We start from the raw sequence: 19,780 nt of genomic DNA on the forward strand, positions 1-19,780 counted from the left end.
GAACGAAATTTAAGCAAAAAAACATGTAACAGCCCCAATTTTTAACGTGTAACAGGCGTTTGTGCAATTTTTAGCCACTTCAAGTAAATTTTCGAATATTTAATAAATAATATCATTTAAATACAAACACTTAACTAACTAAAAGTGCTCCGCAGGACGAGCCGTAGTGTTCATTAAAATTTTCTGAAAGAAAATTTTAATGAACACGGAGACGAGATAAAAATCTTTTTTTTGCATTCGCAAAAAATGATTTTTATCGCTCACCACTAACAGTAAAACTAACAGCCAAACTAGCAGGACTAACAGAGAGCAGAAAAAAAACAGAACTTTTTTTGAATATTTAAACTTTTCTCAAGTTTTAAAATTGACATGTGATATACATTTTTTATTATTTTAGTGAGAAAATATCACGATGAGTCGTACAGCATTAACAACACAAGAGCATATTAATTCAATCGAATATTTTGCAATGAATAACCGTGCATTCGAAAGTTCACATTATGATGTCATTCAATTAATCGAACAAAAAAAATTAGGGGAACTGAGTGATAAAGAAAAACAATTAATCAGAAAAACGTATCTATATACAAAAAAAAGAAAGACGTATGATAATAAACTTCTTTTTATATCTAAAAAAGATCCAAAATCGATCACAAAAATAGAACGCGATATTTTAGATTATAGTTATTTCGGAGAAGTTGTTCCACCAGTGCTTGAACATTATTTTTTAGCTGAAAAAATGTTAGACAATTATATGTCAAAACTACCTGACAATATAAAAATAAAAATTCATCAAAACATTCTAGATACTGATGATGCTTTAGAAAAGCAGAAAAATACTAAAAATCGAAATAGAGAGAATCATCAAAAATTCTTTATCGGTGGAACAGTACTTTCTCTTCTTAAGTTACGTAATATTGATGACGACCCAGTTGATATATTATTTAAGATCATGAAGTTTCATCTAATGCAAGACTACTTCAACAAAAAAATATTCTCAGATAAAGAGATAAATGAGTTTAATATCTCAGAAGGTGGTCGAGAATTTAACAACAAAAAGAATTCAATCTTACTCAATTTAAACAATCCATTCAAAATTTACGATGAATAGATAATTAAAAAATTAACAGAAAAAGTAGTATGCGTTAATAGCCGACCTTTTTAGGTCGGCTTAGCAGTGTGCGTTTCTAAAAATTCAATTCTCTTATTTTATAATAATATTTTTTAATAAATAACTTTACAAAAACTCATTTCTAATTTCATAAATATCCACCCAAACAAACTTAAGATTATTTTACTGATATAATAAATTAAAAAATAAACCTTTTTTTTTGTTTTTTTAAACTTTTCTCATCTTTTTTTTAAATATTTTGATAATGTACATTTTAAGTTTTTTATTCTGGTGTTCTTGCGAAGTGATCATATAGCTGACTCTCTGTGATCATTTCATAAGAACACCAGTTTCACAGGATAATAAAATGGGTATGAATAAATATATTGTTATTGTTGAGGCGGAACATCCTCCGCAAGTCTTCCTACATGACACTATTCCAAATGTTGGTAAGGTTCTTGAACTTAAAGCAGAGGAATTCCCGAATCGAGTAACTGCAGCATGGCTAGCGCAGCGTTTTAACCTTTCTCGTAAAACCATAATTGAAAAGATTGGTGCTTTTAATAAAGGTGACGATAATAAGCATCTATATGATCCTAGAGAGGTAATGCCCATCTTAGAAAATTTCAACGTGATGGCTTCTAAACGTGGAGCACGGCGTAAAAATTAAAAAAATGGGGGCTTAGTGCTCTCTATCTTCTTGGTAAATCTTTGATGAGCTTTATAAATTCGTCCGCATATTTCTCAGCTTGATCTTTTTGTTCAATCACAGTTATATTTTCATTATTAAATGATGCTTTCACAGTCCAATTAAAAGAACCCGTAATAACTTTCTTGAAATCAATAACACAAAATTTATGATGCATTAAATTATTGAAATTGCCATTTTTAGGTGAGATTTTATAGTATTCGATCTCAGATTTTTCAAAGCGTATTCCCTTGCTTTCAGTCAAACTATCATCATTCACTATAATTCTTATGTTAACCCCTTTTTGATGTTGCCTATAAAGTGCCTCAGCTATCGGCTTAGAAGTAATCCATGCAACCGCAACCCATACGGAATACTTACTTGTTTTGATATGTTCTATTATTTCTTTCTCTATTTTTTCAAAAACAGGCTTGAGCTGTAAATCCTCTTGAATATATTTTCCACCAATTTTATAGATTTCATTCTCAGTTTTATAAAGCAATAAACCATCATGTTTCAGTATTTTATTGAGTTCACATGCAATCTCATCAGGATTTTGTGTTTGGCGATCATCAACCAAAATCTCGATCAAGGAAATTAATTTAAAAGTTCCATTTATCTCAGCAAGCTTTTTATTTGTGAAGTCCCTTCTACTACCAAATTCCCCTTTTTTATTCAACTCCCAATAATCATCACTGAAGCCTAAATAATTAAATAGTTTTACAATATCAGGGCCAGATCTCCTCTCTGAAGAAAATTCACGCAAAATTACTGTTGTTAATTCATTTAATGATAAATCAGAAATCTGCATAATAAAAAGCCCCATTCAATGGGGCATATCTTAAGCAGCATTTAGCATTTTTGCTATCTCAGAAGCGGTTGGGTTGTAGTATGTGTTCACAAGAACCCCAATGGTTTTATGCCCAGTCAACTTAGCTAATATCTCAACAGGCAATTTTTGGTTATTCACAAAGCGTGTAATGGCCTCATGACGTGAATCATGGAACGTAAATGCTCCAGCAAGTCCGACACGCTTTAAATTACGCTGCCAAAGCAATCTAAACGAATTAGAGTTGTGTTTGACCAGTAACCCTTCGCGCTTAGGCAGAAGATCTAATAGCGCTCTTGCCTTTGTCGTTAGTGGGACATCTCGTGAGGTACCATTCTTAGTATCAGGCAAATGAACATAATCATGAAAGACATGTTGGTTCTCAATTCCTAATATCTCACCTTTACGCATAGCAGTTTCCAATGCAAATAGAAAACTCCAAGCTACATAGTGCGCTGGTGTTTTAGGTACCATACCTTCTTCATAATTATCTAAACCCACCAAAACCATTTTGATTTGATCTTGGCTTATACGGTTGTTTCGTGCAGGTGGTTTAATTGGCTTCTTAACCAAATTAAATGGATTAGAAGGCAGTAAGAATAGTTCACGTACTGCAAATGTGAAAACAGAAGATCCAAGGCTCATTTCTTTATGAATCGTCCCTGCTTTCACATACTGCAGTCGTCTTTCTCTATTTTCAGTGATTAGCTTTGGCGTGAGATCATAAATAGAATATTCAGTCAACTTGCCGTAATACCGTTCTAAATATTTAATGTGATTTTTGATGTAGACTTTGCTTTTAGTAAACTGACCAATTTTTTCGTAATAGATATTAAATAGCTGCTTTACGGTGTATTGGGGTTTATCTAAATTTTTGAGCTGCTTCTCATACTCAAGCTGTAATTCCATGAGTCGCTTGTGCGCCCATTGAATACATTCTTGTGAGGTATCTTTAGTTGCTGCATCACGAAGATGCTTGTATTTGACTTGGATGCGCCAGGCATTGCCGCGTTTGATAGGTTTTTGCATATTAATAAACTCTCAATATTTGGTGCCGAAAACGGGCGCCATCCATCTTGAGATACATACGACCATCTCAAAATGGCGCCCGAAAGCGAAATATAAAGCAGTTTTTAATGCAAATTTTGGGTATTTTGATTCCCCAAAGCTGACCTATTTGACAATAAAAACAGGGGAATATCGTTACAATATTCCCTTAAAATATTGATTTTACTCAATATATATCTTGGTAGGTATATCCAGACTCGAACTGGAGACCTCTACGATGTCAACGTAGCGCTCTAACCAACTGAGCTATACACCTGAAGTAAAAGCATAATATTCACTTTTAAAAAGTATGACAAGCGCTATTTCTTGTTTTTTAAAGCAGATGCACAAGTTTTAAGCATCCGTTTAAATTGTTGAATATTTTTTGAATTCAACCTATTGGAATAACGCATTTGTTGATAATAATCAGCCGCCTGATGAAATAAAACTTGCTGTTCGGGTTTAACTTCTCGAGCTAAGCGCAACAACCATTGATTTACAGTTTCAGCATCTTGCTTACGCTTCTCTGCTGTTAGGCTTCGAGAAAAAGATTGAACGACCATGTCATATTCAGAAGTTTGAGCACGTTTACGCCAAAATATAACCCACCAGTACAGTAAAACTAATCCACTGATGCTAATCATAATCAGCAATACCAATGAATAACTGGATTGGAGTCCTAGCTTCTGTAACCAACCTCGTTGAGCCTCTGCATTATAGCCAACCACCTTACTTTGCCATTGGTAGCTTGCGTAATCGCTCCAAATGCGTATTTTGTTTAATACCGAATAGCGCTGTACATGCCATCGACTTCTATCACCCCAAACACTGGCATCTTGGCTCATTAAATCTTGCATACCCTGTTCAATACGCTGTGGTGCAATCATGGCTGTTGGGTCATAGCGGTTCCAGCGTCCATCCACAAAGACTTCCGTCCATGCATGCGCATCTAACTGTCGAACTTCCCAACTTTTTGCATCTGGTGAAGGCTGACCACCTTGATACCCAACTACAATACGCGCTGGAATTCCCGCATAACGCATCAGCATCACGAAGCTAGAAGCATAATGTTCACAAAAACCTTGTTTGGATTGAAACAAAAACTCATCAATACGATGCTGTCCCAACAAGCCTGGCTGCAAGGTATAGCTAAAGCCATTGTTGCGATACCATTGCAAAACATTTTGGATATAACGTTTCGGGTTCTCATCACTTTGCTTAAACAGCTGCTGTGCCAATTGTTGCGCTTTCAAGTCCATGTGCTCAGGCGCTTTTAAGTTTGTGCTTCGTTGTATCTTAGATAATTCACTTTGGGAAAATTGAACATTTCCCATCCATTGCAATGCAATAAGTTCCACATGCTGCACTTGACGATAAGCCTGAATACTCCAATCCTGACGTAGCTGATAACGTAGCTCTAAGGGTTGTGAATATTCCAATGCCATAATCCACGGAATCGCGACATCAGCGGGTAAATATTGATAGTTCCATTTTTTGGATGTAGAGATATGCGTTAATGTATCATCTGAAATACTTTGTTGATTAATAAAACTACTGGTCCACTTTTTCCCATCATATTGATCTAAGACCATCGCGCGCCAATAAAGCTCTGAACGATTTGGGAGCTTAGTAACATCACCGATAATACGAAAAGCCAAATGGCTGGACTGGGATAATTGCGCAATATCTCCAGGTGAAATACTGTCACTCATCCCTGTCACAGCCTTATTTTCAGGAATTGGAATATGCCAAAGTGGGGGTAAACGCGGAAAAAAGATAAACAACAGCACAAAAAAAGGCAGTGCAAGACCTACAAATTTAATGACGTGTTTTGCATCTTGCCTTAATGCCATACGATTCGAGTTTTCAGATGCAAAAGCATGGGTTTGCACTCGATACAGCCCCAACAAACAACTCAATAAACAGAGTAAAACCATCACTGCCGTCATAAATGACTGACTATGTAAAAACATACTCGCCGCAACAAATAAAGCAAAGTTAAACAAAATGATCGCATCACGCTGCGTTTTTGTTTCTAAGGCTTTCGCAAAGAGAAATATGCTTAAAACAGCTACGCCCGCTTCTACCCCTAAAAAGCTTTGATAGCTCCAAAAAGTGACCGCTAGAGCAACAAGGGTCAAAATGTAAATTGCCCATTTCGGAAAATAGTTGCCCGTAGATTTCATGAAATACCATAGACAACCGATACAAATGGCGAAAATGACACTCAATAGCACAGGACTAAAACTTAGTTGTGTGATCCAAATCAAACTCAGTGTCAGTACAATGGCAATACGAATAGAAGAATGCATACTGTGCTCGCTATGCCTGCGCCAAAAGTAATTTGGCTTGAAGGTATTGTTCTCGTCCTATCCCTTTGGCTAGTTCAGTATGAGGTAAATACAGGGCATAGGCATACTGCAACTGCTCACATTGTTCAACCAAGCCCATCATTAAGCTTAATTTTTCTTCATGTGAAGGACTCGGCATATGTGCATAGTGGATGTCTAAACTGTGTTGATCCTGATGTTGTTCAAAGACTTTAATAAATAAACCTTGTCCTTGTGCCACTTGTTTCCATGAAACCGCCTGTAAAGAGTCACCCTCTTTAAAATTTCGCAATTCTCGGAATTCATCCATGTCCGGTTCAAAACTGTGCTGTTGCTGTTTATTTTCTGCCGCTAAAGACTTAGTTTTAGGCGCGATCCACACAGGTGCTTGGATAAAAAAATAACTCCATGCACGAACGAGGCCAAATGGATAAGTCGAATATATTTTAATCTCTGGAAAACTAAACTGTCCGCGCGCTTTTGGAAAAAAATTTAAATCGAACACCTGATGGGTATCTTGAATAAACAACTGTTCTATATGATCAGCATAAGCGAGCCAAAGATATCGAGGCTGTGAATGATGTTGTTTGAAATGCATTTGTAATTGCAATGCACTCTCAACCTGCCCTATTTCAGGCAATACAAGGTCAATACTTAACCCATGTAGCTGTTTAAAGGTCAAATAAAAACTCATACATAGCACAGCACTGATTAAAAAACAAAACGCTAAAATTAAGTTATTGGCATAATTCACCCCAGCAATAAAGGTGATTAAAATCAGCACCACATACAAATATCCTTGCTGATAAATAAACACCAGTACATCTTTTTGGGTCAGTTGTTTTTCAGCTTTAAATTGAAAGCGTTTATTTATCCAGTTTTGCCACAGCATGCGTCAGCTTATCCTATCAGTGAACTTTGACTTGCTTCATCAGTTGCTCAGTTTCAGCTTCACCCAGCCCTATTCGATGCGCGGTCACTGCGACAAATACAGCCTGTACATCATCCGGTGTAACAAATGCACGGGCTTTAACCAGAGCATAGGCTTGTGCTGCTTTCTTCAAAGCCAGTACGCCACGTGTAGATAACCCATGTCGACCTTTACGAGTTTCAACCGCCAAATCTAAAATATAGTCCAAGACTTCTTCAGATAAATAAATCTGTGGCACCAAAGCTTGTAAGGCGAGAATGTCTTGTTCGGAGAATACTGTCATCAACTGCTGAATCAAGTCATGACGAGATTGTTGCTGCAATAAAGCCTTTTCTGCCTGACGGGATGGATAACCCAAAGATAACCGCATAAGAAAACGGTCGAGCTGTGACTCTGGTAGTGCATAGGTTCCACTTTGAAAAAGTGGGTTTTGCGTTGCAATCACCCAAAAAGGTTGCGGTAGTACATAACGACTTGCATCGATTGTCACCACACCCTCTTCCATCGCCTCTAAAAGCGCACTCTGCGTTTTCGGACTACAGCGGTTAATTTCATCTGCGAGTAAAATTTGAGTAAAAATTGGCCCTTGCTTAAACTCAAACAGATGTTCTTTTTGGTTAAACATATTCACCCCAATCACATCGCTTGCCAGCATGTCATTGGTAAACTGAATCCGTTTAAATTGAAGACCTGCCAAATGGGCCAAGCTACTGGCCAATGTGGTTTTGCCTAAACCGGGCAAGTCTTCAAATAAGATATGCCCACCTGCTAACAGGCTACATAAGGCCAATTGGGTTTGTTGATTTTTATCTAAAACGATTTGATTAACTTGATTGAGAAATTCTTGGATTTTTGGATAAAAAACACTTAACTGCGATTCATCGAGCATGCCATGTTGCTGCGTTTCTACCGTTTTTTCTTTTCCCCAAAGCACCTTATTCTCCCCAATCAAAATATAAATCAAGGTTTAACATACAGGTTTTTCAACCATACTCAAAGGTGATCCTTATAAATCTTCAATGATTTGCGTATGTATAACCTCCCTCGCCTCAAGCTATTGTTTCGCTGCAGATTTCAACTGATCTTTTAAAGCATCTGCGCTCATTGAAAATGATGGTGATGATTTCTCTGATTGCTTAATCAATGCTATGAGTCGTGCATTGATTGGCGCCTGTCTACCAGATTGCTCTGCGAGTTTTAGAACCTCACCATTAATCCAATCGACCTCTGTGGGACGACCTGCAATTAAATCATCTTGCATAGATGACCGAGCCAATGGATCGATTGCCAACATTTTACGACTTAATAATTTATATAATGGATTGGGTAAACTTAGCAATTTTGGAATCAAATGGGTCGGAACTACGGTTAACTTTGCAGGTTTAATCTGAGCACAATCAAGCAGTTCTAAAGCTTCCTGCTGCGCCATTGCCACACATTGGCGATATTTACGAATCGACAATTGTTCCTTTAACGGTTTTTTTGACAGTGCATTAATTGAATTATTTAAATTAAGTAAAAGCTTGGCCCACTGCACAGCCAGCATGTCTTTTTCAAAAACAATCTCTAAACCTGCTTTTTGAAATGCATTTTCAAGCAATTTTTGATTTGGATATTGCTTAACACTTAATGCACCAGAGGTACCTTGATGATAATGCCCAGCTTCTTGCGTGGCGACGTTAAAAGGAACCATCCCCTCTAAAATCATCGGCCCTTGCAAAACCCTTTTTAAAATAGGGACATTACTTAAACCATTTTGAAAGCTGATGATCAGCGGTGTTTTAACCCCTAAATATTCTTTGAGTTCATGCGCAACTTGTTCGGTTGCCGCCGATTTCACACAAATAAAAATAACATCGGCATCCACAACCTGAGTCGGATCGGTCGTTAGTTTTAGTTGATGAGGTGCAAGTTTGATCTTTTTGCCTAAATAATCGGTTAAGACTAAACCCCATTGGGAAAGATCTGCATGAATACGTGGCCGCGTAATAAAAGTAACATCCTTACCTACAACAACCAAACTTCCACCTAAATAACACCCAATGCTTCCAGCACCATAAATATATATTTTCATTCAATTTCCCTTTGCAAACATTCCAGTATTTTAAGAACTATAACAATCAAAAGCTGTCAAATATACGACATGAACCTTTTATACCTCACACTCCGTGTTCGTTATGATTTAATCTACGATGCAACAACTTGCTTCATGCAAAAAAGTACACTGTCGAATCTAACACGTGCAACCGCATGTGATTGAATATTTTCACTCGATTTTTCACAAAAAAAACGGCACCGAAGTGCCGTCTTTCAATTGATTCATTACATTAACAAGGGCACTTTTTCATGCCATTCGTTGCAGATGGATAACGCGCATCGACACAGTGACGATAAAAAGTTTTAGCATCCATCGCTTCTAAATCAGGATGGTGCTTTTTCATATGCTCCAAATAGTTTGGATAATCAGGCACTCCCACCATCAAGCGGAAACTTTGCTGCAAACGTTGCCACAGCGTCGCAATTCGAGACCAATTTTTAGGGTTCAGAATCAAATCTTTCTGCGACATCACGGTCATTTTAATGATTTTATAAATCATCGTTTTTCCACTTTTAGCAAATTTTAGATTCATCTGACTCTCCTTAATGTCCAGCTTTTGATGGCTGAATGTCTTCAGGATCACGATAAATGGCTTCTGCTTCATGCACAGTCGGAACTGGGCTTGCCAATGCACGACGAATCACTCTAATCGCAGCAAAGAGCATCACGATCGCCACAATCATAAAGAATCCACAGAGTGCAGCATTGATCTGATTTGACATTGCAACGGTCTGCATTTCAGCAACCGTTTTTGCTGGTGCTAAAATTTCATTGTTTGCAATTGCATTGTTAAAGCGTTCAGCTTGTGCCAAGAAACCAATTTTTGGGTTTTCGTGGAAAATTTTCTGCCAGCCTGCTGTCATACATGTTACCAACAAGAATATGGTCGGGATAATCGTGACCCATACATACTTCTCTTTCTTCATTTTGAAGAGGATAACCGTACCTAATATCAATGCCATTGCCGCAAGCATTTGGTTACCCACACCAAACAGTGGCCATAAGCTATTGATCCCCCCGAGCGGATCGACGACACCTTGGTAAACGAAGAAGCCCCAACCCGAAACCGCAACCGCTGTACCCAACAAGTTTCCGAAGAAGTTATGTGAGTTTTTCACCGCAGGAATCACAATACCCACTGTATCTTGCACCATGAAACGACATGCACGCGTACCCGCATCAACTGCCGTTAAAATAAATAGTGCTTCGAATAAAATGGCAAAGTGATACCAAAACGCCATCATTTCACGGCTATTGAAAATTTCCGTAATGATGTGAGCCATACCAATAGCAAAAGTTGGCGCACCGCCAGTACGTGAAAGGATGGTACTTTCACCCACTTCTTGAGCCAGTAAAGTTAATGTTTCTGGAGTAACAACAAAACCTAAGTTACGAACAGCTTCAGCTGCGGTGTCTACACTTGTACCCAGTAAAGCGGCTGGTGAGTTAATCGCAAAATATACACCTGGATCAAGCACTGCGGCACAGATCAGAGCCATGATTGCAACAAATGACTCCATGAGCATACCGCCATATCCGATCATTCGAATATCACGTTCATTGTTGACAAGTTTCGGCGTGGTGCCTGACGACACTAATGCGTGGAAACCTGAAATTGCGCCACAGGCAATGGTAATAAATAAGAATGGGAACATTGAACCTGCAAACACAGGGCCAGTACCATCAATAAATTGCGTGAACGCTGGCAGCTTCATTTCTGGCATTGCGAAAATAATACCGACTGCCAAACCTGCAATGACACCAATCTTTAGGAAGGTTGATAAGTAATCGCGTGGCGCAAGCAATAACCACACAGGTAGTGCTGAAGCCACGAAACCATAAATAATCAGCGCCCAAGTCAACTGAGTGCCCGACAGGGTAAAGAACGCACCCCAATATGGATGCTGTGCAATATTTTCACCGTAGACAATGCCGAGCATCATCAAAACGAAACCAATAATAGATACTTCTGCAATTTTACCCGGGCGGATAAAACGCATGTAAATCCCCATAAAGAGCGCAATTGGAATCGTTGCCGCAATACTAAATACGCCCCATGGGCTGTGTGCAAGTGCTTTGACCACAACCAGTGCCAAAACTGCAAGGATAATAATCATTACCCCCAATGCACCAAGCATGACCACAATACCTGCAAAAGTTCCAAGCTCTTGCTTTGCCATTTCACCGAGTGAACGTCCATCACGACGGGTAGAAATAAACAACACCAAAAAGTCTTGTACTGCACCTGCAAGCACTACACCGACAAGTAACCAAATCGTGCCAGGTAAATAGCCCATTTGCGCTGCTAAAATAGGCCCTACTAATGGACCTGCACCTGCAATCGCTGCAAAGTGATGTCCAAATAGAACACTTTTGTTGGTTGGAACATAGTCCAGACCATCATTCAAACGATGCGCGGGAGTTAAGCGACGTTCATCAAGCTCAAAAACTTTATTTGCAATAAATAAACTATAGAAGCGATAAGCAATACTATAAATACAGCCCGCAGCAAGTACGAGCCAGATGGCATTGACATGCTCACCACGACTGAGTGCCAATATCCCAAAAGAGACTGCACCGACGATGGCTACCAGTAGCCAGATGATTTTTGAAGTCAGGGTTGACTTCGGCCGAACAGATTCCATTTCAATCCCTCATATTTGTTGCATTCAATCAGCGTCTTTAATTATTCGAGGTACTGCTGTTTTCCTTTGCGACTTTACTCTGCATCTCCTTGTTTTGATCTAATACTTTGGCATAAAAAAAGGGATGATTTTCATCATCCCTTCCGATAATAGTCTATTTTTAAACTATTATGCACGTTCTAAATAATCGCCAGTACGAGTATCTACACGAACGCTTTCTTCTTGCTGTACAAATAATGGAACACGTACTACAGCACCTGTTTCCAATTTTGCAGGTTTACCACCACCGCCAGAAGTATCACCACGTACACCCGGATCAGTTTCAACAATTTTCAAAACTACGAAGTTTGGTGGGTTTACTGTTAACGGCACGCCATTGAACAACATAATGGTACATTTTTCATTTGAATCATCTTTTAACCATTTTGCAGCATCGCCCATTGCTGTTTTGTCAGCAGCGATCTGTTCAAATGATACAGGATCCATAAAGTTCCACATTTCGCCGTCGTTGTACAAGTATTCCATTTCTACTTCTACAATGTCAGCCGCTTCTAAAGAATCGCCAGATTTAAATGTTTTTTCTAAAACTTTACCAGAACGTAAATTACGTAGTTTTACGCGGTTAAATGCTTGACCTTTACCTGGCTTTACATATTCATTTTCCATGATTGAACATGGGTTACCATCAAGCATAACCTTAAGGCCTGACTTGAAATCATTCGTAGAATAATAGGCCATGACTGGCGCACTCCAAACTAACTAACTTAAATATTTATGTCTTTATCTTAGACACCAAAGCTTTGAAAAGCTGGGCTGTAAAGATAGGGCATCTTTTTTGATGCCTCGTATTGTAAATGAGCAAGGTGTTATGAAGCAATGAAAATCCACTGCCTATAAGCCTAAGATCTTGATAAAATAGCCCCGTTCCGCGTGTTTTTGTGTATTGAAAAAGCCTTTTTAGACCGCGCACATCCGAACAACTCGTTTCGACATCACCCGATTTGATGACCTAACTTTCTTTTGACCTAGTATTTGACCCCTTATTGCATGACTCATTATTTGTACCAAGAGCAAAATTGGCAAGCTCAACTCAGTGATTTAATTACTGACCCTTTAGAATTACTTAACATTCTAGAGCTTTCTCCTGAGCAACTGCTGTCAGGCGCACTGCTTGCATCAACCCAATTTAAACTCCGTGTTCCCCGTGCTTTTGTGACAAGAATGCAAAAAGGTAATCCGCTTGATCCTTTACTCCTTCAAGTCCTGCCCCATCATCTTGAGCTTGAAGAACATCCCGACTTCGTGACCGACCCCTTGGGTGAGGAAAAGGCCAACCAACAACCCGGTGTTTTGCACAAATATAAAACTCGTTTCTTACTTACGCTGACAGGGGCATGTGCCGTTCATTGTCGTTACTGTTTTCGCCGACATTTCCCCTATCAAGAGAACCTGCCAAAGTCAGAAGATTGGATCAATATTCAACACTATATTCAGTCGCAACCTGACATTAATGAAGTCATTTTGAGTGGCGGAGACCCCTTAACACTGTCCAATCGTAAAATAAAATTATGGATTGAACGCTTAGAAAGTATTCCCCAACTTAAATTTTTGAGAATTCACTCACGAGTTCCTATCGTAATGCCTAACCGTGTCGATGATGAGCTAATTTCCATCTTAAAAAACAGTAGGCTGCGCATTATTCTAGTGGTACACTCAAATCATGCATCGGAATTGGATGATCTTACCTGCCGTCAATTACAGCAATTAGTCGCAGAAAAAATCACCGTTTTCAATCAGGCGGTTTTGTTGAAAGGGGTCAATGATCACGTTCAAATTTTGACAGATTTGAGCTACCGTTTATTCGATGCAGGTGTATTGCCATACTATTTACATGTTTTAGATAAAGTAAAAGGGGCTCACCATTTTGATTTAAACCCGCAAGACATTGATTTTCTATATCAAGGATTATTGGCGAATCTACCCGGCTATCTGGTTCCCAAGCTGGTCAGGGAAATTGCGGGAGAAAAGAATAAGACACCACTTTTCGGGGTTTCAACTTTTTGAGTTAAATAATAACGATGATGACGACGAGTACTTCAGATATCTTCCAAAAACCAACCGAATTAAAGTTGGATAAGCTTAGTTTCTGCCCAAGCACAGTCAAAGGCTTACAAGAATGGTTGGCAAACTTATCCATTTTACAATTGGGTGATTCTTCTCGTTCCTTATTTCAAGCATTACTTGAGGTTTCCGAGCTTCAAGTCAGCGAAACACTTCGCTTTGATTTGGTTCAAGTACTGCATCCAAATTTGGAAAATGTGCTTACCAGCTTAGAAAAACATTTTTTTAATCAGGGCCTCATCACCACTGATCGAAATGACCATATTATTGAGCTTGCCTTATTAATGCGTAGTCATTTTGCTAAAGTCTATATCGACATTGCAAAACGTGTTTCTCAGCAAATCACTCAAAATAAGTTTTCTCTATTTGCTTTTAATCAAAAAAAGAACCTACAAACGGCTCGAACCGTATCGAGTTATTATGCTTTACAACAACTGTCACTGTTGTTGTACCAACAACACTTGCTCTATAGTTCCCCTATTCCGGGTCAGTGGCTAGCGGCTCATCAGCTCTTAGATTCTGCTATCCAAAATAACTTCTATTTGACCAACATTAATCAAATACAAGGTACACAGCATCAACTCAACAATATTAGCCAAGCCTATGCGCAGCTCATTCTATTGGATATTTTTAATACCCATCAAATCCGTCCAGGTGAGATTCAAGGGCTATTTTTGTGTAGTTTTGATTGGGCGAAACTGATTCAAATATTACCTAAAGAAACCACCTTATCTCGCTATATTGTCGATGCATCAAAAGACTATCCACCGACCTATAATTCTCAAAAAAACAGTCATATTCAACCCAATATTTTTATCTCGACGCAAGCCCTGCTTGATCATCTCTCAGAGATGCAAACTAAACGCGCTGAGCCACTGTCTCGCGATGAGAAGATTTTCCTTACCCCTGCTCTGCATTTTCACATTCATAACTTATTGACCAATAACATTGAACGTAAGCATGAACGATATGAATACTCGGCCCAATTACAAATTTGTTTTGGCCTGTCAGTCGCACATTTCTATTTGTCTAAAGGCAAGAACTTTAATGAAACTTTAGAGCTAGAAGGTAACTACAACTTTCAGAATGAAAGTCACGTGATCAACTCCATGAACAGTAATATTCCTGTGGAGACGAGTTCTGCTCGTATGATTGATCGTGAGTCGAAACAAATCTACCCTGCCGAAGTTTTAGATATTAGCGTGAATGGTTACCGTATTCGTTGGACTGGACCAACACCTGCACATTTAAAAACAGGTGAGTTTATTTTGGTCCAAGAAAATGCGCATAGCCAATGGCGCGGTGGTGTGATTCGCTGGATTAAACAATCAAGTGAAAAAAGCTTGGAACTAGGGTTAGAAATCTTAGCGCAAGATCTTTTCCCATGTGCCGTAATGGTAAAAACAGACCGAACCACTCAGAACTATCAACCTGCGTTATTGGTACAAACGTCCCAGCTTGATGAAGTACAGACTAGTCTTATTGTCCCAGGTTCGAATATGTACCGAGAAAAACAAACCATTCACTTACGCCTAGGTGATGAAGATCTTAAAATTTATTTAGTAAAAGCACATTTAATTACACAAAGTTTTATTCGTTTTGATTATGAATTGTTGAATGACCAACAAGAACCATTGGTTCAAAGTTTTATTCAAAAGCAAATGAATGCTATTAAGAATCACGATTTATGGGAAGCATTGAAGTGAGAAATCCATTATTATCTAAAAAGTTAAAACGTACGGAAACACGTTTACTCATTATTGATGATAATCAGATCCGTTATAACCAAATTCGTGACCTTTTAACTTCTAGCGATCATCAAGTTCATGCCACTTTACTGGATGACTTACAAAACTTTGAAAAACAGCTTCATCTGCCTTGGGATGTGGTGATTTTTGGTCGCGCTTATGACCTAAAGTATGAACAAGCACTGACTTTGATTCGCAACTCTAACCAAGTCAATTTACCACTGATTTTATTAAAGCCAGAGGAATATCAATCAACCCAATACGCAAGTTTTATTCGTAAAGGGGTCTATGATATTTTGGACTTAGAAGAAGCGGATAACTTTTACTTAGGTCTACTGCGTGCGCTGTCATTAAGTCGCTTATTGCAAAGTCAACAACAACTCATGAATGAGCTTGAAACAGCGCAAAGCCAAGCACAGACTTTAGTTGAAGAAAGCAATAAAGCCATTGCTTTAATTCAAGAAGGGATTCATGTTTCAGCCAATGCTGAATACTTACAACTGTTCGGCCTAAGCTCTGAAGATGATATTATTGGTCAACCTCTGCTTGATATTCTCCAGCCGAAAGATGTAAACGATTTCAAAATCCGTTTTAAGAAAATTTCACAAGGTCAGTTTGATTTAGGTGCTTTTGAAGTTGCTACTCTTAATAATAATGCCCATACTAAAAATCCTTTAAAGGTTGAATTTTTAGCTGCACCTGAAGAGGATGCGCTCCAACTGACGATTGAAGTCGAATCTGAACGCACCACTGCTCCATCGGTCAACACTGAAAAGCATGCGATACAACCTAATACGTATCAACAAATTAACCGTGCTATGACCAAACAGCCTTCTGATCAGAATGCTTTGGTTAGCTTTGCACTCAGCTCTTGTCCAGATGAAATTTTTAAAGCCAACTGGGCAACTACGCGTGATTATTTTAACAATATTTACAGCTTTTTAAATGAACAGACTCATATTCCTCTGTTTAAGGCGGGTGGGCAAACCATCGTTGGTTTATTCCAAGCAGAATCACAGGCCAAACTCGAATCTAAGCTGATTGCGTTAAATGCGCTCACCAAACCACAACTCATTACCGTAGAAAACAATAGCTATCCCGTAAATTTGCGCATTGGCTATACTTTATTGAAAGGTGAAATTTCAAATCAAGATCAGTTTGAAAACTTATTGTGCTCAGCCTTTAAAACCGCTTTACCGACCAATCAAGACGATTGCGAAATTGAGCAAAAAGCCAGTATTGATATGCCTGTGATTGAGTTGATCAACCCTACTGTCAGCGATACTTTAGACACTCAAAAAAAAGCAAATGAGCCTACGGTACTTAAAGCTTTACATCTTGCATTAGAGCGTGGTGAGATTCATCTTAAATATCAACAGCTTTATGACAAAGAAGACACCAATTTATATACCTATGAGGTTACCAGTGGCTTTATTTATGGTAATACGTGGAAAGATATATCAAGCCTCAAAGAGTTAAGTGAAGATCACGAACTGTCTATTAAACTTGACCGTTGGATTTTAGTTGAGTCGTGTAAACAACTACACAATTTTATCACTCAGTATCCTGAAGCAAAGTTGATTGTAAACTTAAACAAAGCCGTACTCTTGAATGACCGCTCTTTCCCAGAATTTATCGCCAAACTGATTACCATTGTACGCAGTAAGTTAAGTCATCCAATTATCCTTCAGTTCTCTGAGGATGATATCAGCCAAAACATTGCTGAAGCGCAAAAATACATTGCCCAGCTTCGCCAATATGGTGCTGAAGTTTCGATTCGCGACTTTGGTAATAGTATTTATAGTGAATCTATCTTACGTCAGCTCGATATCAACAATCTCACCTTACATGAAAACTTAACTCGCATGCTCAGTAGCGACGCTAACACGGAAGAGTTGCAAGAAAAAGTTGCGGTATATCATCAATTGAAAAACATTCAAATTATGCTGCGTGATCTGAATGATATGACTTCGTTTGCCAATGCATGGAATGTCGATGCCCGCTTTATTCAAGGCGATTATTTCCAGAAGAAACTCGATCATCTGATTGATGTGCAGGATCAGTAAAGCTTTGACCTTGGATACTGACCTCTAAATTTCAAGGCCCCTATACGGGGTCTTTTTATTATATGGTCTAACTAGCAGCCCCATGACTCTGTATTCAAATATCATAGGCATAAAAAAACGGGCAAATGCCCGTTTTTTTCTTTTGCTATTAGTCGCGTTTGATAGAACGTGACATGCCAGCAAAACGCTGTTTGAACTTGTCGATACGACCTCCAGTGTCAACGTTCTTTTGCTTACCAGTGTAGAATGGGTGGCAAGCTGAACATACGTCCAGGTAAACAGTTTCTTTACCAAGTGCTGAACGAGTTTCAATTACGTTACCGCAAGAACATGTAGCAACTAAAGTTTGGTATTTTGGGTGAATATCGGCGCGCATCGTCGATTACTCCATAAAAATTAAAGAAGGTTTTGCTGTCATCGCAATTGATCACTCTCAAAATTGAGGAAAGGGCCACTTAATTAAATTAAGTTGCAGATCAACACCATAACAGACCATTCTTTTGGCCCACCGAGACGGATACCGTCAGGGCTAAGCACAACAAGTGGCAAATATTATACGAGATATAGTATCAGATAGCCAATTATTCTTTCGTTTCAATTTCAGATTGCTTGGCCCAATAGTTAGCAATAATCCCACACACCATCAGCTGTATTTGATGAAAAATCATAATCGGTAAAACAATCATCCCCAAAGGTTGTCCAATAAAAAGAATCTGTGCCATCGGAACACCACTAGCCAAAGTCTTTTTAGAGCCACAGAAAAAAATGGTTTTCTGATCGGCACGATTAAAGCCTAACCAACGTGGTAAAAACAACCCAAGCAACATAATAATCGTCAATAAGACCGAACAGACAATGATCAATAAGATTAAAGTACCAACACTCACCTCTTGCCATAGACCGGCCACCACAGCACCGCTGAAAGCACCGTACACCACCATTAATATCGAACCCTGATCGAATGCTTTGACGATGCTTGGCATTTTTTGCATATACGGAAAGACATATGGTCGAAGTAGCTGTCCAAGGACAAAGGGAACCAACAGCAATAAGGTGATTTGAAGAATAGACGAGGTTGGATCAAAACCATGCTCTGATTGCCCCAAAATGAAAAAGGCCACCATCACAGGGGTAATAAACATCCCGATCAAATTCGAGAATGAAGCACTACATACCGCCCCAGCCACATTGCCTTGCGCGACCGAAGTAAACGCAATTGAAGACTGTACTGTCGATGGCAAAAAGCACATAAACAAAAAGCCCCAATACAACTCCTGCCCAAGTAGTGGTACCAATACAGGTTTAGCAAGCAAACCTAAAACGGGAAAAAGGATGAAGGTAAATGCAAAAACCAACGCGTGGAGTTTCCAATGCATCATGCCCTGAATCACGGCTTCACGGGATAGTTTAGCCCCATGCAAAAAGAATAATATTGCAATCGCGACCGTCGTCAGTACACCAAAAACACTGGCAGCTTGACCTGAAACAGGGACAAAGCTGGCTAAGAGCACCATAACAAATAGCAATAACGTAAACCGATCGAGTGCCAATAATTTCAACATACCAACATCCTGTCATTCCTCTAAAAATGAAAAAGCCCAGTGACTAATTTACCTTTGGGTAAATTCATCTTACTGAGCTATATAAATAAAGCTAGCTTTTACAGAATATGTTCAATATTTTTTTAATTAATACTGTGCATACACGCTGCATATGACCGAATAACGGTTTAGTTATTACGTGCATTATTATCTTGTTGAATCAGTTCAATTTTATAGCCATCTGGATCTTCTACAAAGGCAATAACCGTTACGCCACCCTTCATTGGTCCGGCTTCACGCACGACATTACCACCGCGCGCTTTGATTTCCTCACAAGCTTTATATGCATCGTCTACTGCAATCGCTATATGACCATAAGCATTGCCCAGTTCATAACTGTCCGTATCCCAGTTATGTGTCAGCTCTAAAACCGTATGATTTTCTTCATCACCATAACCCACAAATGCCAAAGTAAAACGACCTTCTTCATAATCACGCTTACGAAGTAAAGTCATACCAAGCACTTCAGTATAGAATGCCAAAGATTGTTCTAAATTGCCTACACGTAGCATGGTATGTAGCATGCGCATTGGAATTTCCTCATGATTTATTCTCAGCCACCCAA

The 19,780-nt window shown here is 38.8% G+C and carries 17 protein-coding genes and 1 tRNA gene; 5 read left to right on the plus strand and 13 right to left on the minus strand.

All coding sequences use genetic code 11. From position 1 onward, the window contains the following. Positions 1 to 412: 412 nt before the first annotated feature. Positions 413 to 1,111, plus strand: coding sequence for a hypothetical protein (locus AC4CU3_RS01650; protein ID WP_490737949.1), 699 nt, complete (start codon positions 413 to 415; stop codon positions 1,109 to 1,111). A 373-nt stretch (positions 1,112 to 1,484) separates the two neighbouring features. Beyond that, complete coding sequence (locus AC4CU3_RS01655) at positions 1,485 to 1,781, plus strand: hypothetical protein (protein WP_110974796.1); 297 nt, start codon at positions 1,485 to 1,487, stop codon at positions 1,779 to 1,781. A 22-nt stretch (positions 1,782 to 1,803) separates the two neighbouring features. On the opposite strand, the gene AC4CU3_RS01660 is transcribed toward AC4CU3_RS01655, so the two are convergent. The 10 genes from AC4CU3_RS01660 to efp form a co-directional block, all read right to left on the minus strand. Continuing rightward, positions 1,804 to 2,610 (minus strand): phospholipase D-like domain-containing protein, encoded by an 807-nt coding sequence (locus AC4CU3_RS01660; protein ID WP_490737950.1) that lies wholly within the window; start codon positions 2,608 to 2,610, stop codon positions 1,804 to 1,806. 30 nt (positions 2,611 to 2,640) lie between these two features. Beyond that, the gene (locus AC4CU3_RS01665; RefSeq protein ID WP_490737951.1) at positions 2,641 to 3,657 is read right to left on the minus strand and encodes a site-specific integrase; all 1,017 of its coding nucleotides are present in this window, start codon (positions 3,655 to 3,657) and stop codon (positions 2,641 to 2,643) included. Between the two features lie 218 nt (positions 3,658 to 3,875). Continuing rightward, positions 3,876 to 3,952: transfer RNA gene (locus tag AC4CU3_RS01670), tRNA-Val, on the minus strand. Positions 3,953 to 3,995: 43 nt separating this feature from the next. Continuing rightward, entirely contained in the window at positions 3,996 to 5,987 is a 1,992-nt protein-coding gene (locus AC4CU3_RS01675) for a transglutaminase TgpA family protein (protein WP_490737952.1), read from the minus strand. Between the two features lie 10 nt (positions 5,988 to 5,997). Continuing rightward, a complete protein-coding gene (locus AC4CU3_RS01680; RefSeq protein WP_490737953.1) occupies positions 5,998 to 6,897 on the minus strand; it encodes a DUF58 domain-containing protein in 900 nt (299 codons plus the stop codon). A gap of 16 nt (positions 6,898 to 6,913) precedes the next feature. Beyond that, on the minus strand, positions 6,914 to 7,870 hold the full coding sequence (locus AC4CU3_RS01685) for an AAA family ATPase (protein WP_439328830.1): 957 nt from the start codon (positions 7,868 to 7,870) through the stop codon (positions 6,914 to 6,916). A gap of 120 nt (positions 7,871 to 7,990) precedes the next feature. Beyond that, complete coding sequence (locus tag AC4CU3_RS01690; RefSeq protein ID WP_490737954.1) at positions 7,991 to 9,010, minus strand: 2-dehydropantoate 2-reductase; 1,020 nt, start codon at positions 9,008 to 9,010, stop codon at positions 7,991 to 7,993. 253 nt (positions 9,011 to 9,263) lie between these two features. Then, positions 9,264 to 9,566 carry a YbdD/YjiX family protein gene (locus AC4CU3_RS01695; RefSeq protein ID WP_004693572.1) on the minus strand — a complete coding sequence of 101 codons (303 nt, stop codon included), beginning with the start codon at positions 9,564 to 9,566 and terminating at the stop codon, positions 9,264 to 9,266. A gap of 10 nt (positions 9,567 to 9,576) precedes the next feature. Continuing rightward, entirely contained in the window at positions 9,577 to 11,679 is a 2,103-nt protein-coding gene (locus AC4CU3_RS01700) for a carbon starvation CstA family protein (RefSeq protein ID WP_281963620.1), read from the minus strand. 168 nt (positions 11,680 to 11,847) lie between these two features. Further along, positions 11,848 to 12,417: an elongation factor P gene (gene efp, locus AC4CU3_RS01705; protein WP_004693574.1), complete on the minus strand. Its 570-nt coding sequence runs from the start codon at positions 12,415 to 12,417 to the stop codon at positions 11,848 to 11,850. Positions 12,418 to 12,726: 309 nt separating this feature from the next. On the opposite strand from efp, the gene epmB reads away from it, so the two are divergent. Genes epmB through AC4CU3_RS01720 form a run of 3 tightly spaced genes read left to right on the plus strand, consistent with a single transcriptional unit; the run spans position 12,727 to position 17,614 of the window. Further along, on the plus strand, positions 12,727 to 13,743 hold the full coding sequence (gene epmB / locus AC4CU3_RS01710; RefSeq protein ID WP_411935667.1) for an EF-P beta-lysylation protein EpmB: 1,017 nt from the start codon (positions 12,727 to 12,729) through the stop codon (positions 13,741 to 13,743). Between the two features lie 17 nt (positions 13,744 to 13,760). Then, positions 13,761 to 15,506, plus strand: coding sequence for a cyclic-di-GMP receptor FimW-related protein (locus AC4CU3_RS01715; RefSeq protein ID WP_148827089.1), 1,746 nt, complete (start codon positions 13,761 to 13,763; stop codon positions 15,504 to 15,506). Continuing rightward, positions 15,488 to 17,614: a sensor domain-containing phosphodiesterase gene (locus AC4CU3_RS01720; protein ID WP_490737955.1), complete on the plus strand. Its 2,127-nt coding sequence runs from the start codon at positions 15,488 to 15,490 to the stop codon at positions 17,612 to 17,614. Before AC4CU3_RS01715 ends, AC4CU3_RS01720 begins: the two co-directional genes overlap by 19 nt. Positions 17,615 to 17,762: 148 nt before the next feature. Here AC4CU3_RS01720 and rpmE read toward each other — a convergent pair whose 3' ends face one another. From rpmE to gloA, 3 genes are all read right to left on the minus strand, one after another. Continuing rightward, positions 17,763 to 17,990: a 50S ribosomal protein L31 gene (gene rpmE / locus AC4CU3_RS01725; RefSeq protein ID WP_004693579.1), complete on the minus strand. Its 228-nt coding sequence runs from the start codon at positions 17,988 to 17,990 to the stop codon at positions 17,763 to 17,765. Positions 17,991 to 18,195: 205 nt separating this feature from the next. Continuing rightward, on the minus strand, positions 18,196 to 19,176 hold the full coding sequence (locus AC4CU3_RS01730) for a bile acid:sodium symporter family protein (RefSeq protein ID WP_004693581.1): 981 nt from the start codon (positions 19,174 to 19,176) through the stop codon (positions 18,196 to 18,198). Between the two features lie 167 nt (positions 19,177 to 19,343). After that, the gene (gene gloA / locus AC4CU3_RS01735) at positions 19,344 to 19,745 is read right to left on the minus strand and encodes a lactoylglutathione lyase (protein ID WP_004693583.1); all 402 of its coding nucleotides are present in this window, start codon (positions 19,743 to 19,745) and stop codon (positions 19,344 to 19,346) included. Between the last annotated feature and the right edge of the window lie 35 nt (positions 19,746 to 19,780).

This window comes from Acinetobacter sp. 802_lipA, assembly GCF_058242885.1.